Origin of the sequence: Nostoc sp. (assembly GCF_035638895.1) — a bacterium.
Taxonomy (GTDB): Bacteria; Cyanobacteriota; Cyanobacteriia; order Cyanobacteriales; family Nostocaceae; genus Nostoc.
In genome coordinates this window covers 1-14,898 of sequence record NZ_DASQZC010000460.1, presented here as the reverse complement: position 1 = coordinate 14,898, position 14,898 = coordinate 1, and the positions used below count along the sequence as shown (strand labels likewise).

At 40.1% G+C, this 14,898-nt stretch carries 12 protein-coding genes; 2 read left to right on the top strand and 10 right to left on the bottom strand.

The features are described from left to right. Positions 1 to 576: 576 nt before the first annotated feature. From VE944_RS23165 to VE944_RS23125, 9 genes are all read right to left on the bottom strand, one after another. Positions 577 to 1,236 (bottom strand): DUF4360 domain-containing protein, encoded by a 660-nt coding sequence (locus VE944_RS23165; protein WP_324982496.1) that lies wholly within the window; start codon positions 1,234 to 1,236, stop codon positions 577 to 579. Between the two features lie 293 nt (positions 1,237 to 1,529). Continuing rightward, complete coding sequence (locus tag VE944_RS23160; protein ID WP_324982493.1) at positions 1,530 to 2,165, bottom strand: DUF4360 domain-containing protein; 636 nt, start codon at positions 2,163 to 2,165, stop codon at positions 1,530 to 1,532. Between the two features lie 729 nt (positions 2,166 to 2,894). After that, positions 2,895 to 3,527, bottom strand: a complete 633-nt coding sequence (locus tag VE944_RS23155; RefSeq protein ID WP_324982490.1) for a DUF4360 domain-containing protein — start codon at positions 3,525 to 3,527, stop codon at positions 2,895 to 2,897. Positions 3,528 to 4,441: 914 nt separating this feature from the next. Continuing rightward, complete coding sequence (locus VE944_RS23150; protein WP_324982487.1) at positions 4,442 to 5,077, bottom strand: DUF4360 domain-containing protein; 636 nt, start codon at positions 5,075 to 5,077, stop codon at positions 4,442 to 4,444. A gap of 834 nt (positions 5,078 to 5,911) precedes the next feature. Beyond that, positions 5,912 to 6,646, bottom strand: coding sequence for an HAD family hydrolase (locus VE944_RS23145; RefSeq protein WP_324982484.1), 735 nt, complete (start codon positions 6,644 to 6,646; stop codon positions 5,912 to 5,914). 159 nt (positions 6,647 to 6,805) lie between these two features. Further along, positions 6,806 to 7,957, bottom strand: coding sequence for a S1 RNA-binding domain-containing protein (locus VE944_RS23140; RefSeq protein ID WP_324982481.1), 1,152 nt, complete (start codon positions 7,955 to 7,957; stop codon positions 6,806 to 6,808). Between the two features lie 295 nt (positions 7,958 to 8,252). Continuing rightward, positions 8,253 to 8,360 (bottom strand): photosystem II reaction center protein T, encoded by a 108-nt coding sequence (locus VE944_RS23135; protein ID WP_084227385.1) that lies wholly within the window; start codon positions 8,358 to 8,360, stop codon positions 8,253 to 8,255. A gap of 117 nt (positions 8,361 to 8,477) precedes the next feature. Then, positions 8,478 to 10,007: a photosystem II chlorophyll-binding protein CP47 gene (psbB, locus tag VE944_RS23130; protein WP_324982475.1), complete on the bottom strand. Its 1,530-nt coding sequence runs from the start codon at positions 10,005 to 10,007 to the stop codon at positions 8,478 to 8,480. Between the two features lie 461 nt (positions 10,008 to 10,468). Next, entirely contained in the window at positions 10,469 to 10,792 is a 324-nt protein-coding gene (locus VE944_RS23125; RefSeq protein ID WP_324982472.1) for a hypothetical protein, read from the bottom strand. Positions 10,793 to 11,419: 627 nt separating this feature from the next. Between VE944_RS23125 and VE944_RS23120 the strand changes: the two genes are divergently transcribed. Both VE944_RS23120 and VE944_RS23115 read left to right on the top strand, forming a co-directional pair. Continuing rightward, a complete protein-coding gene (locus VE944_RS23120; protein WP_324982470.1) occupies positions 11,420 to 13,072 on the top strand; it encodes an ABC transporter substrate-binding protein in 1,653 nt (550 codons plus the stop codon). 136 nt (positions 13,073 to 13,208) lie between these two features. Then, complete coding sequence (locus tag VE944_RS23115) at positions 13,209 to 14,234, top strand: ABC transporter permease (protein ID WP_324982467.1); 1,026 nt, start codon at positions 13,209 to 13,211, stop codon at positions 14,232 to 14,234. A 16-nt stretch (positions 14,235 to 14,250) separates the two neighbouring features. On the opposite strand, the gene VE944_RS23110 is transcribed toward VE944_RS23115, so the two are convergent. Beyond that, a complete protein-coding gene (locus tag VE944_RS23110) occupies positions 14,251 to 14,856 on the bottom strand; it encodes a hypothetical protein (RefSeq protein WP_324982564.1) in 606 nt (201 codons plus the stop codon). Positions 14,857 to 14,898: the final 42 nt, after the last annotated feature.

Genomic DNA, 14,898 nt, shown 5'->3' with positions numbered 1-14,898 from the left:
TGATAAAACAATCAATTTTTGACCTTGGAAATTGTTTACCAGTGTATTTCACTTATCAGAAAATAATTCAGGAGTCAGGACTTAGAATTCAGAATTGAATTCTGCACTAAAAATCAGATAATGCAGAGGTAGCGAGTCTACAAGTGAATGAATAAGTAAGTTTAAGAACCTAACTAAATCTTCTTCTTTGGAGACGCACTTGCGTTCGATTTAGTGTTCAACAATAAAATGGCGGAACTGAACTCCCCACTACATTGATTCTGACTCCTGAATTCTTACTTCTGAATTCTTCTTTAATTAAGAATTGCCCTCACAAAAAGAAGTTTTAAAAATATTATACCATCAAACTATCAAAGAAAAATATATTTTACCTATCCAAAGACATATTTTTTGCAACTTGTGATTTCGTTAAATTTATCAGCTACTTTGACTCGATCTAACTATTTATCAAGACAGAAAGTCAAAGATTTCTTCAGAGCAATTGGAAGAAATCTTTCAAAAAGTCGGTAAAGCAGCTTTTCAGGGAGCAGATTTTGTGAAAAATTAAATGCAAAACTAACTATGCATTTAAAAAACCTAACAAGGATTAAAAGCAAACTTGATTTGGAACAATACAGGCCCGATTGTTGTGTCGATTGTATCGATTCGGATTTGGGTTTCTTGACCTTTAGGTATATTTCTAGCGTTTGCCGTCAGAGTTGAATTGATACCAAAAACCGAACTCACTGGGTTCCTACATGCATTTATTGGGTTTAATACAAGACCTACATCTTTGCTCCAAACATCTGAGAAGCCAGCCCGAAACGTTTGGTTTGGATTATTAGTAGTCGCAACTTCTCTACCTTTAAAGAGTATTTTCACGTCAAGGTCAGCACTACCTCCTTTAGGCACATCTGCAAACCCAAGATAGTTGACGCTAATCGGCTGAACGTTAAATCCAGAAGGTACATTCAGACCGATGCGGAAATTGCAGGATTTTGATACAACATTAGGACGTGAAGCTTTAGCTTCAAGCGCAGAAGAAGATGTAATTGAAAGGGTATCTCCATTGATAACTGCCTGTAATGTGCCCTGCGGTGGGCCTAGTGTAGCCTGCGGTGGGCAACCACTTCCCGAAAAACTTATTGGAATATTTAGAGTTGTAAACCCTGATGTTTGAGCCTGTACCTGAGATAAACCCACAGCATTTAAACTCAGTAATGTCAAACTGGAAATCAAAATAGGTAAATTTTTCATCTAATAACTCCCCAAAAATGTGTAATCTCCTGTGAATATTAGATGCAATGTCAAACTTCTAAAAAACTTCTAGACAAATATATCTTACGTATCCAAAGACATATTTTTTGCAAATTGTGATTTCGTCAGATTTATCAGCTACTTTGCCTTGACCTAACTATTTATCAAGACAGAGAGCCAAAGATTTCTTCAAAGAAATTGGAAGAAATATTTAGATAAGTTGGTAAAGCAGCTTTACAAACAGCAGGTTTTGTAAAAAATTAAATGCAAAACTGACTATACATTTAAAAAAGCTAACAACCCTTAAAAGCAAACTTTATTTGAAACAATACATCCTTGATTGTTGTGTCAATTGTATTAATTCGGATTTGGGTTTCTTGATTTGCAGGTATACCTCTAGCTCTTGCAGTCAGAGTTGAATTGATACCAAAAACCGAACTGACTGGTCTACTACATGCATTTATTGTGTTTGCTACAATATCTATATTTTTGTTCCAAGTATCTGAAAAGCCAGCCGGAAAAGTTCGGTTTGGATCATTGATAGTTGTAACACTTGCACCTTGAAATGATATTTCAACCCTCAAATCAGCACTACCTCCTGTAGGCACATCTGCAAAGCCAAGATATCTCACGCTAATCGGCTGAACGTTAAATCCAGAAGGTATATCAAGACCGAATCGCAGATTGCAGGATGCTGATACAACTTTAGGAGGTGAAGCTAAAGCTTCAAACTGAGAAAATGTTACTGAAGCAGTATCTCCATTCAAAACTAGCTGTGCTGTTCCGTTTGGGCAACCATTTCCGAAAAAAGTTCCAGCAACTTTTTGAAACTTAAATCCTGTTGGTGTTTGAGCCTGTACCTGAGATAAGCCCACGCAATTTAAACTCAGTAGCGTCAAACTGGAAATTAGACCAGTTAAAATTTTCATCTAATAACTCCGCAAAAATGTGTAATTTCCTGTGGATATTAGCCCCGATGTGAAATTCCTAAAATACTTCTACAAAAACAAATTTTACCTAGTAGCCTTTTCCAGGTTTGAGCATTTATAGCAGTTCTTAATTGTCTGCAATACGCTCTGCTTAAAAGAGACAGAAATAAGATAAAATAATCAATTTCTGACTCAGAAATTATTTATCAACGTATTTCACTTATCAGAAAATAATTCAGGAGTCAGGATTTATAATTCAAAATTGAATTCTATACAACTGGGGGATAGGGCAGCCGTAGCGAGTCTACAGGTGATGAAAAAATGGATTTAAGACCCCATTAAATCTTCTCTTTTGGAGACGCACTCGCGTTCGATTTAGTGGTCAACAATAAAATAGCGGGACTCAATCCCCCACTAATTCATTCTTTCTGACTCCTGAATTCTTACTTCTGAATTCTGCTTCAATTCAGAATCGCCCTCATAATAAGCCTTGAGAAAATTCAAAATTACAGAAGAGTATATTTTATGTATGCAAAGACTGACGTTTTGCAAACTGTGATTTCGTTACATTTTCAGCTACTTTGACTTGACTTAAGTATTTATCAAGACAGAGATTCAAAGATTTGTTGAGAGCGATTGAAGAAATCTTTCGATATACTTGGTAAAAGAGTTTTATAAGAAGTAGCTTTTAGGAAAAATTAAATGCAAAACTAACTATGCATTTAAAACCTAACAAGGATTAAAATCAAACTTGACTTGGAACAATACCTCACCGATCGTTGTGTCGATTGTATCAATTCGGATTTGGGTTTCTTGGCCTGGAGGTATATTTGTACCTCTTGCCGTCAGAGTTGAATTGATACCAAAAACCGAACTCACTGGTCTACTACATGCATTTATTGTGTTTAATACAATACCTACATCTTTGCTCCAAACATCTGAGAAGCCAGCGTTAAACTTTTGGTTTGGATTATCGGTAGTTGGAACTTCTCTACCTTGAAAGAGTAGTTTCACGTTTAGGTCAGCACTACCTCCTGTAGGCACATCTGCAAAGCCATTATATAGGACGTTAATCGGCTGAACGTTAAATCCAGAAGGTACATTCAGACCGATCCGCAGATTGCAGGATTTTGATACAACATTAGGACGTGAAGCTTTAGCTTCAAACGCAGAAAATGTTATTGAAAGAGTATCTCCGTTTAAAACTCCCTCTATTTTTCCCGGTGGGCAACCAGTTCCCGAAAAACTTACTGGAACATTTTGAAACTCAAATCCTTGTGTTTGAGCCTGTACCTGAGATAAACCCACAACATTTAAACTCAGTAGGGTCAAGCTGGAAATAATGCCAGTTAAAATTTTCATATTGTTAGTTGTTAGACTCCGCGAAAACATTTAATTTCCTGTACAAACAAATTAGCTGCAACTTATAAATCAATACAGTTCAGTTAGTGATGTTTTATCTCGGAAGATCCCTCCAACCCCCTTAAAAAGGGCAGGGCTGATTCATTCCATTTCAAACAGGATTTGTCAAGATGGTTAGCAAGAAAATTGTAAGTAAGCGTGACGAAGAGATGAACATTTAAGCACTGAAATATCAGTAAAATAGTTGGTTTCATCGGCACGTCGGTAACAAAATAACTAATTTTTAATCGCTAGAACCCTTGATTTTTAAAGCTCTTTGGGGAATGAATCAGCCCTGCCTTAAAAAGGGGGCTTAGTTCCCTCCTTTTTAAGTAGGGTTAGGGAGGATCAAGCCTTAACTGAACCGTATTGACTTAATAAATTCCCTAAGACTCTTCCTTCTACAAAAAAGAATTTTAACCACCAGCCTCTTTGGTGTTTGGGGACTTATAGCAGTTCTTAATTGTCTGTAATACGCTCTGGCTAAAGCAAACAGAAATAAGATAAAACAATCAATTTCTGGCTTTGAAATTCTTTAGGTCAACGTATTTCATCCATTTAAGTTAAGAATTGCCATTTTATTGCCAATATTATTTTTCCAAACAGAGACCCAAAGATTTCTTCAGAGAGATTGTAAGAAATCTTTGGATAAGTTTGGTAAAGCAATTTTAGAGGATGTTTTAAAAGGGTATTTTCCTCTCCTGATAAAGCACGGTGAAGCATCTCAATCTCAGTATATGGCTGAAATCGTATTTTTTTCGTCGCACTTGACGTGAGCCAGAATTGTAAAAATATATCTTCTGTGACTTTTAAAACATCCTCTTAGAGGCATCAGCTTTTGTGAAAAATTAAATGCAGATTATGCATTTAAAAACTTAGCAAGGATTAAAAGCAAACTTGATTTGGAATAATACAGGGCCGATTGTTGTGTCAATTGTATCAACTCGGATTTGGGTTTCTTGATTTGCAGCTACATTTCTAGCTCTTGCCGTCAGATTTGTATTGATACCAAAAATCGAATTCACTGGCCTCCTACATGCATTTATTGTACCTAATGTAATACCTATATTTTTGCTCCAGACATCTGAGAAGCCAGCGTTAAACGTTGCGTTTGGATTATTGTTAGTTGGAACTATTTGACCTTCAAATAGTATTCTAACGTTCAGGGCAGCACTGCCTCCGCTAGGCACATCTGCAAAGCCAAGATACTGGACGTTAATCGGCTGAACATTCAATCCAGAAGGTACATTAAGACCAATTCGCAGATTACAGGATGTTGATACAACCCTAGGAGACAAAGCTTTAGCTTCAAACTCAGAAAATGTTACTGAAAGAGTATCTCCATTCAAAATTCCCACTGCTGTTCCGTCTGGGCAACCAGGTCCGAAAAGAGTTACTGGAACTCTCTGAAAAGTAAATCCTTGTGGTGTTTGAGCCTGCACCTGAGATAAAGCGCCAAAATTTAAACTCAGTAGCGTCAAGCTGGAAATCAGACCAGTTAAAACTTTCATATTTTTCGACTCCGCAAAAACGTTTAATTTCTAGACAATGAACGTGCAATTTAAAATTCCTAAGATACTTCTACGCAAAGGAATTTTACCTACCACCCTGTTTGGGGTTTAGGGACTTTTAGCAATTATTAAATGTGTTCAATACGCTCTGTTCAGGCAGACAGAAACATCATAAAACAATCAATTTCTAGCTTGGAAATTAATTACTTATCACCGTATTTCACTTATCAGACAAGAATTCAGGAGTTAAGATTGCCAATTTAGAATTTAATTCTGTAGAACTGGAGTAGCTACCCTACGAGCGGATGAATAAATGGTTTAAGGCGACGACTAAATTGCTCGCGTACTGTCTCCAAAGGAGAAGATTTAATGGTCAATCACAAATAGACGGGTCTTAATTCCCCACTAATTGATTTTGACTCCTGAATTCTAACTTCTGAATTTTTCCATTAAGAATTGCTCTTTAACAACCCTCAATAAAATAATAAGTCCTCTGAGAAACATTTTATATCTATCTAAAGGAATAGATAAAGTAAATTTTAACAAACTATTACGGGAAAGTACTTAGGTATGTAGCCGTGAGACAGCGCTCTTGATAGGGGTTATCTGAGTAGCTACTTGCTGTACTTAGGGAGGCCCCAAGTAGAGGAGGTAATGGGTTCCACGGGTTGCCCCCGTTGTAGCAACTGCTCTCACATGGCGTCAGCCGAACTCGGTAGGGAAGTAGACGCCTTTACGTAACTAACGCAAGGCTTACGAGCATCAGTGCTTGTCGCCAGATATCCCTATTACCTAAGATCCTTTCAACAGCTATTTGGCGTCGTTAAAGGTAAACTAATCTTTTAAAATCTGGATTTCATCAAGTTGATTAATCACCACATCTGCACCTCGGACGTTATCCGACTTACCCACCCAAGTGATACCAATACAACCTGCGGCTTTAGCATCACGCGCCATTTGCATATCACCGACGGAATCACCCACCATCAATGTAGCGTCTGGTTGCACTCCCAAAGCTTGGCAAGCTTGCAAAAATAGCACTGGATCTGGTTTACTCGGCCCCTCATCTACTCCCATTTCCAATTCGATATAATTATTTAATTGGTGATTTTCTACAAAGTTATGTACTTCATCACTTGTTGCTGCGGAGAGAATACCAAGTTTCAAACCCCCTTTCCGTAGGTATTTCAACAAGTCTAAGCTACCCATAAACAGGGGTGAAGGAGTTTTTTCAATGTATTTTTCCGCTTCATCCAAAGCTTGACGGGCTATTTTTAAGGATTCAAACCATCCTCTACCTGTTTCGGCAATATATGCGGCAGCCGCAACTTCTGTTTCACGGCGACTTGCTACTGATATCAAACCCGCCGGGTCTAGAATATTCCCATTAATGCCAAATGCCATTAATAGCGGTTCCCCAATACCGGGAACTTGAGCGTCTATCAACCTGGTTGCTCTTTGTGCTAGCGATCGCAAATACGTTTCTGAATCTTCTAGAGTACCGTTTTTGTCAAACAAAATTGCCTGGATATTATCAAAAGTGATGTTTCTACATTTAATAGTTGCCATAATATTTCATTCCATTTATTTAATTAAAAGTGAAGAGTTATGAATTTTTATGATTAACTCCTAATTGCTCCCAATTCTCAACATAAAAAAAGAGGGTTTTCCCCTCTTTATACAATTATTTAATACTCTTACTTACAAATAAGTAAAATTATAAATGTATTATTCTTCAATAGCTGCTGGAATTCCCTCTTCAGTTTCCGTGGCTCCTGGAATTTCTTCTTCAGTTTCCGTGGCTGCTGGAATTTCTTCTTCAGTTTCCGCAACTACTGAAATTTCTTCATCAAGTTCTGCTGCTGGTGGAATTACTTCGTCAAGTTCTGCTGCTGGTGGAATATCTTCGTCAAGTTCTGCTGCTGGTGGAATATCTTCTTCTGCTACAACTTCAGCAGCAGGAGTAGCAGTAGCACCTTGTTGCTTGGCTAACAGCTGTTCACGATACTTAGCAGCCATTTCTTCTGCTTTATCGTAGACCAAATCCCGGTTTTTAATCATGTCGCCGGGTTCGGGTTCTAGCTGCTTGGTAGATAGGGAAATGCGACCCCTTTCTGCATCCAAGTCAATGATCATAACTTTTACTTCATCATTGACATTAAACACGCTATGAGGTGTATCAATATGTTCGTGGGAAATCTCAGAAATGTGCAGTAGACCACTGACGCCGCCAATGTCGATGAAAGCACCGTAGGGTTTGATGCCACGAACTGTACCAATTACTACTTCGCCGACTTCTAGGCGGTTCATCTTACGTTCAACCAGCGCCCGACGGTGAGATAGAACTAAGCGGTTACGTTCTTCATCCACCTCTAGGAATTTCAATGGTAAATCTTCGCCTACCAATTCTTCTTTAGGTTTGCGGGTACTTATATGGGAGCCGGGGATAAAGCCACGTAATCCCTCAATCCGTACCAATGCTCCACCGCGATTGGTTGCAAATACGCCAGAACGGACAGTGGCATCTTCTGCTTGCAGCTGTCGCACGCGCTCCCAAGCCCGCATATATTCAATACGGCGAATGGAAAGGGTTAATTGACCATCTTCGTTTTCATCGGTGAGGATGAAAAATTCCCGCGTTTCATTTGACTGTAATACTTCTTCCGGGCTATCTACCCGGTTAATAGACATTTCTTGTATAGGAATATATGCTGCGGTTTTAGCACCAATGTCAATCAGAGCGCCGCGCGGCTCTATACTGAAAACTGTTCCTGGTACAACATCACCAGGGCTAAAATGATAATCGTATTTGTCAAGTAGAGCAGCGAAATCTTCGTGAGTGAATCCAATTTCTGTAGCGGTTAAATTCTGATTGACCATGCTGATTTGTTCCTGGTTCTAGTCTCCGTAAAGGTTGTGCAGATAAGCGCGATGTACTATGCAAACAGTTTTATGGCAGCTTACACTAACATCCATTTTCATCCTAGCGCAGAAAAGCTAGTATTAACACATATTTACTCCCAAGATTGGAAATTATATCACAATTTAAAAATGATTGGTCATTTACTTAGTAGTTAGAACCAAAAAAGGACAGATACAATAATATCCGTTGCTACTAAGGATCGTAGCAACGGATACTAAGATCAAATCCGCTTAAAGGTCTGGTATATAGGATCTACTTATCTTTTGGTTTCTCAAAGCGAGGGGGTTCACGAAATGCGATCGCAAAAAAGAGAGTACCTATACACAGAGTAAAAATCAAGATGTACGCAACGCTTTCCATATTACGATTTACTGCCTATCCAGCTAGTTAATGAGGGATTAGGGATTAGGGATTAGGTACTGGGTATTGGGGATTTGGAAAAGTCTTGCCAGTCCCCAGTCCCCAGTCCCCAGTATCTTAAAGGGCTTCTTTCCGGCGGGTTGACTTGTCACCCACTTTCTGGAATAGACCCCACTCAACTTGCTCTTCAAGGTCGGCATCAACACCAGCAAATACGTCTCGGTAGATTGTCCGAGAGCCATGCCAGAGGTGACCAAAGAAGAACAAGAGAGCAAATACTGCATGTCCAAAGGTAAACCAACCTCTAGGACTGGTGCGGAATACACCATCAGAGTTCAAGGTTTCTCGGTCAAATTCAAAGATTTCACCACCTTGAGCTTTTCGGGCATACTTCTTCACATCAGCTGGTTCTGTAAAGGTTTTACCATTGAGATCGCCACCATAGAAGCTGACGGTGACACCAGATTGCTCGAAGCTATACTTAGATTCTGCCCGACGGAAGGGAATGTCAGCGCGGACAATTCCATCTGCATCGGTCAAAATTACTGGGAAGGTTTCAAAGAAGTTAGGGAGACGACGCACGGTCAATTCCCGTCCTTCAGAATCTTTGAATACGGCGTGACCTTGCCAAGACTGAGCAATGCCATCACCCTTAACCATCGGCCCTGTACGGAATAGACCGCCTTTAGCGGGGCTATTACCGACGTAATCATAGAAAGCCAGCTTTTCGGGAATCTGCGACCAAGCTTGTTCAAGGGTTGCACCTTGGGCAACACTTGTTTGGACGCGCTGCTGAATTTCTTGACCGAAGTATCCCTGATCCCATTGATAGCGGGTTGGGCCAAACAATTCGATGGGAGTGGCGGCGTTACCATACCACATAGTACCTGCAACAACGAAAGCAGCAAAGAAAACTGCTGCAATACTGCTAGAAAGTACTGTTTCAATGTTCCCCATCCGTAGAGCTTTGTAAAGCCGTTCGGGAGGTCTAACTGTGAGGTGGAATAAGCCTGCAATAATACCAACAACGCCAGCAGCAATGTGGTGAGCCACAATACCACCAGGGTTATATGGGTTAAAACCATCTGGGCCCCATTCTGGTGCTACTGCTTGCGCGGCTCCAGTTATACCGTAGGGGTCAGTAACCCACATGCCTGGGCCAAATAGTCCGGTGAGGTGAAAAGCACCAAATCCAAAACAAAGTAGACCAGATAAGAACAGGTGAATGCCAAACATTTTTGGCAAATCTAGGGCAGGTTCACCAGTGCGGGGATCTCTAAAGAGTTCCAAATCCCAATAAACCCAGTGCCAAACGGCAGCTAGGAACAAAAGACCCGAAAGACCGATGTGAGCCGCAGCAACGCCTTCAAATGACCAGAAACCAGGATCGGTTGCTGGACCACCAGTAACGTTCCAACCACCCCAAGATTGGGTAACGCCCAAACGTGACATGAAGGGTAGAACGAACATCCCTTGACGCCACATGGGATTGAGAACCGGATCGCTAGGGTCAAAAACAGCCAGTTCGTAGAGTGCCATCGAACCAGCCCAGCCTGCTACTAAGGCTGTGTGCATTAAGTGTACAGAAATCAGCCGTCCTGGATCATTCAGAACGACTGTATGTACTCGGTACCAGGGTAGTCCCATCGACTACGCTCCTCCTCGATGAGTTAGTTTACAAAGCAATTTTCTTACTGAGATTCTGAGAAACGAAATTCGCCACTCAGAAAACTCTCTCTTGTTTTTTGTTATTGCCACAGCCAAAACCTTACCACAGCTTAGTCTTATAAGTTAGACAGTGTGGGTGCTTTGGCAATGCTTACTCGCTTCGGGAGGTTTACCTTGTAGGGTAGCCATCACTAAGCAAAAATGAGAATGTTTTAAAAAGTGTAACTATTGATGGAATTGTTTGCAAGCGTGTAAATTGATGCGATCGCGTAGCATGTCCAAGTTTTTTCGCTACCAATCGCTGTCGGGGATTAAATTTTCTTGTCTTTTCTTTATGAGGGGAGTGGGGAGCAGGAGAGGCAGGGGGAGCAGAGGGGGACAAGTTTCTTCCTTGTCTTTTCCCAATGCCCAATGCCCAATGCCTAATGCCCAACTATCTACTAAACCACCAATTCGATGTTTTGCAGTTGACATTTCGTTTCAGCCGTACCCAGGCGTTCGATTACCTGTTCAGCGCTCATCAGACGCTTGAGTACTACTTGACCTATGGTCTGACTGGCAATTACTGGTGTTGTTGGCTTCACTTCCACGGTTAAAACGGCTTCTTCAACTCGATAAAGCCATAGCAATTCGTTTTGTTCGACTAAACAAATATTCATTCGCTGAATATCTGGTTGGCGTCGCCATGCGGTTATTTGCCAGAGTCCATCAGATGCCCAGACTCTCGCAACTGCCCATCCCTCAGATAGAAAGAAATATTTCACGCTCTTAGTCTCACTATTAGACTTTCAATCTGCTGTTTACAATATCGCGATCGCTTTCTTCGCTAATGTATAAACACTCTTATTTTCTAAGTAAAACCATGTAGCCGTTCTCTACGAAAAACAACTCCACAGTTGTCTGTACCCAAGTAGCAACAGGCAAAGCTTTAATGTACACTACTTGACTTATGGTCAAAGCTTAACAAATCTATTCACTAGTAATTATAAATTTACGACAAATGTAGGAAATGTTTAAAATCTTAATTAAATAAAAATCTTTCATTATTTAACGAATGCTAAAGTTTATTTTTTTGTTAATAATTTTTTGTAACAAATAGTACGTAGGCGTAGCCCGTCGTAGACATCGCACAGTAATAAACTTAACTATAGCAATCGTAGCGGAGTTGTAAAAATTAACGAACCGCCTTCTCTGCGAGAGGCTTCGCCAACGCGCAGCGTCTCGTAGAAAAGGCGCCAAGAAAAGAAAGAGAAGCTTTCACAAATGATTTAGGACTGCTATATATTCGCATACTTAGCAACAGGTATTGCTGTAACTAATTGTAAAAATCAAGCACAATAGCCACAAATATAGTAAGATTGCTGACCGCTGAGATCAAATATTTTATTGCTATGACCTGGTTTTCCTTGTCCGTTAAACGGTGGGGTCGGATTACACAATTCCTATCTTTGTTCTGTCTATGTTTATTTTTAGTTGTTAGTTGCGCTCCTCGTCCACAGGTAACTACGCCACCATCGGGTTCTGTAAATAGCCCTACAGGTGATGGCCGTATTACCATAGGTACAACAGCAAAGCCGAGAACCCTTGATCCGGCTGATGCTTATGAGTTAGCATCCTTAGGTTTGGTGTTTAATATGAGCGATCGCCTCTACACCTACGAACCAGGAAGCACGGAAATTAAGCCCCAGCTAGCTACAGCATTACCTAAAGTTAGCCAAGATGCCTTAACTTATACCATTCCCTTACGTCAGGGAGTAGTTTTTCACGATGGGACTCCCTTCAATGCCCAAGCAATGGCATTTACCATCAACCGCTTTATTCAAAATAAAGGAAAACCCTCATTCTTACTAGGTGATGTAGTAGATTCGGTAAAAACTACAGGCGAGTATGAGTTAACCTTTAAGCTGAAAAAGCCCTTTGCAGCGTTTCCTTCATTGCTGGCGTTTCCTGGGGTGTGTGCAGTTTCGCCAAAAGCTTACGAACTTGGTGCTGGTAAATTTAAGCCGAATATTTTTGTGGGAACTGGCCCTTACAAATTAGGACAGTATGGTACTGATTCAATCCGATTTGATGTGTTTGATAAGTATTGGGGAGAAAAACCAGTTAACAAGGGTGTTAACCTCCAAATTCAAACTAGTCCGGTTAATTTGTTTAATGCTTTCCGTACAGGCGCAATTGATGTAGCTTATCTATCGTTACAGCCAGATCAAAATCGTAGCTTGGAAGAAGGTGGTAAAAAAGGGGATTGGCAAGCGATCGCAGCTGAGGGTAGTGTAGTAAGTTATCTGGTATTAAACCGGAATCAGCAGCCTTTAGATAAATTAGAAGTAAGACAAGCGATCGCGTCAATAATTGACCGTCCCCTGTTAAATGAACGGGCGTTACTTGGTCAAGCAGATCCGCTCTATAGCATGATTCCGACGACATTTAATGTTTCCCAGCCATTATTTAAAGATAAATATGGCGATGCTAACTTTGATCAAGCTAAAAAATTATTAACTACTGCTGGTTTTTCTAAAGAGAATCCGGCAAAAGTACAAATTTGGTATCCTTCTAGTTCACCTACTCGGAATTTGGCAGCACAGACGCTCAAATCTCTTGTTGATGCCAAAATGGATGGAATCCTTCAATTTGAAGTCACCCAAGCGGAAGGGCCAGCCTTCTTTAAAGATATTTCCAAAGGTTTATATCCAGGAGCTTTACTTGATTGGTATCCAGACTTTTTAGATCCAGATAATTACGTCCAGCCGTTTTTGACTTGTGATAAAGGTTCAGTTGCTAAAGGATGCGAAGATGGAGCCAGTCAAACTCAGGGTTCGTTCTACTATAGCGAAGCCATGAATAAACTAATTGATCAGCAACGCAAAGAACTAAATCCCGAAGCGCGTCAGAAGATTTTTGCAGAAATTCAAACGCAAGTAGCGACTGATGTACCTTATGTTCCTTTATGGCAAAGTAAAGACTATGTATTTGCCCGAAATGGCGTGAACAGCGTACAACTTAACCCTACCCAAATTCTGGTTTACCAGACAATTAAAAAGTAGTCATTAGTCATTAGTCATTAGTAATAACTGTTGACTATTGACTTTTGACTTTTAAGTAAAATATTTCATGTTCAATATATATCTAGTTAATAGCTAAGATAGTTCCAAAAGCTGCATTTATAATTTTGAATTGCTTATGTCTCGTTCTAAAGCTTTACAATATTACATTGTTTCTCGGTTGCTTCTCGCGCCACTTCAGCTATTAACGATTATCACCATTGTATTTCTCTTACTAAGAGCAACACCAGGAGATCCAGCCGATGCAATTCTCGGTGGACGTGCGCCAGAAGCTGCTAAAGAAGAATTGCGAAAACAACTCGGTTTAAACCTTCCTCTGTGGCTACAGTACCTCAATTATTTGGGAAGTATACTACGTTTTGATCTGGGAACGTCTTTAATGAGTCGAGGACAAAATGTTTGGGACATAATTGGACAATATTTTCCAGCGACGGTCGAGTTAGCAGTATGTAGTATGGCGGTTGCACTCATCGTTGGAATTGCGGTTGGGACTCTTTCAGCTTCTCGTCCTGGTACATATTTTGATGTTGGTGGGCGCTTATTTGGTATCATCACTTACGCACTCCCCATGTTTTGGGCGGGAATGCTTTTACAGTTGATTTTCTCAGTCCAACTAGGTTGGTTTCCCAATTCCAACCGTTTTCCGCCCAATCTTCCGGCTCCCATTACTGTGACTGGATTGTATACAATTGATAGCTTACTCGGTGGAAATTTCACTCAGTTTTTCACATCTTTGCACCATCTTGCGCTACCGAGTCTCACATTAGGAATTTTGCTCAGTGGGATTTTTGAGCGAATTGTAAGAGTGAATTTAAAGCAAACCTTGCAAGCAGATTATGTAGAAGCCGCTAGAGCCAGAGGTATTGGTGAAAATAAGATTTTAGCCTCTCACGCTTTAAAAAATGCGCTAATTCCAGTAATTACAGTCTTGGGATTAACCTTTGCTTCTCTGTTAGGTGGAGCGATTTTGACAGAGGTAACATTTTCTTGGCCTGGGTTAGCTAATCGACTGTATCAAGCGATCGCTGATCGCGATTATCCCACAGTCCAGGGAGTGCTAGTCTTTTTTGGTGCGATCGTTGTGAGTGCCAGCATTTTAATTGATATTTTAAATGCTTATGTAGATCCGCGAATTCGATATTAAGCTGTTTAACATTTTGTTAATTTTCTTGAGAAATACCACTGGCTAAAATACCAAGAATTTTATTCACATCTTTGAGATAATATTCGCTTAAATCAATGCTCAATGTTTGTTCTTCTAGTTTGAGGAATTGCCAAATGCTGCCCGTTGTGACTGCGCCATAAATTGTTTTAATCTCACTTGCAGCTTGCTCATTAAAAATTTGGGCTGCTACCATTTCTGCTGCACACTGACCCAAACCCGCATTAATATTCTCTTTTTTAGCTTCTACAATTGTAATTACTGGTGCTGTCAAAATTAGAATTTCTGGAGATTTAGTAATAATAAAATCGCAAGTGCCGTTTAATCCTTTGCTATTATCGACAGTAAAATCTACCCCGGAAAATAAACCAATTTGCTCGCTTAATTGTCGGCGTAAGTCAACTAAAATTGGCGCAATAATTAACTCAGAACGCGCTTTTTCACTATTGCTACCTAAAGCGATCGCTAGGTTATAATTGAGTGTTTCTACAAGTAAATTACTCGCAGCTAATTCAGGAGCTTCGGCGAAAATATCACGTTTTTCTAATGTAATTAAACTAAACTCTTGTTTTGCTTTAGCTAAACTAAACTCGCTGTAGGCCATAGAACTACTACTCCGTTTAGTTTCTAGTTGGAGAATACACAC

What these genes read in the sequence shown, in the direction of transcription:
- VE944_RS23150 (WP_324982487.1), bottom strand. Translation starts at nt 5,077, where the DNA reads ATGAAAGTTTTAACTGGTCTGATTTCCAGCTTGACGCTACTGAGTTTA.
- VE944_RS23145 (WP_324982484.1), bottom strand. Translation starts at nt 6,646, where the DNA reads ATGGCAACTATTAAATGTAGAAACATCACTTTTGATAATATCCAGGCA.
- VE944_RS23165 (WP_324982496.1), bottom strand. Translation starts at nt 1,236, where the DNA reads ATGAAAAATTTACCTATTTTGATTTCCAGTTTGACATTACTGAGTTTA.
- VE944_RS23140 (WP_324982481.1), bottom strand. Translation starts at nt 7,957, where the DNA reads ATGGTCAATCAGAATTTAACCGCTACAGAAATTGGATTCACTCACGAA.
- VE944_RS23155 (WP_324982490.1), bottom strand. Translation starts at nt 3,527, where the DNA reads ATGAAAATTTTAACTGGCATTATTTCCAGCTTGACCCTACTGAGTTTA.
- psbB (WP_324982475.1), bottom strand. Translation starts at nt 10,007, where the DNA reads ATGGGACTACCCTGGTACCGAGTACATACAGTCGTTCTGAATGATCCA.
- VE944_RS23160 (WP_324982493.1), bottom strand. Translation starts at nt 2,165, where the DNA reads ATGAAAATTTTAACTGGTCTAATTTCCAGTTTGACGCTACTGAGTTTA.
- VE944_RS23110 (WP_324982564.1), bottom strand. Translation starts at nt 14,856, where the DNA reads ATGGCCTACAGCGAGTTTAGTTTAGCTAAAGCAAAACAAGAGTTTAGT.
- VE944_RS23115 (WP_324982467.1), top strand. Translation starts at nt 13,209, where the DNA reads ATGTCTCGTTCTAAAGCTTTACAATATTACATTGTTTCTCGGTTGCTT.
- VE944_RS23135 (WP_084227385.1), bottom strand. Translation starts at nt 8,360, where the DNA reads ATGGAAAGCGTTGCGTACATCTTGATTTTTACTCTGTGTATAGGTACT.
- VE944_RS23120 (WP_324982470.1), top strand. Translation starts at nt 11,420, where the DNA reads ATGACCTGGTTTTCCTTGTCCGTTAAACGGTGGGGTCGGATTACACAA.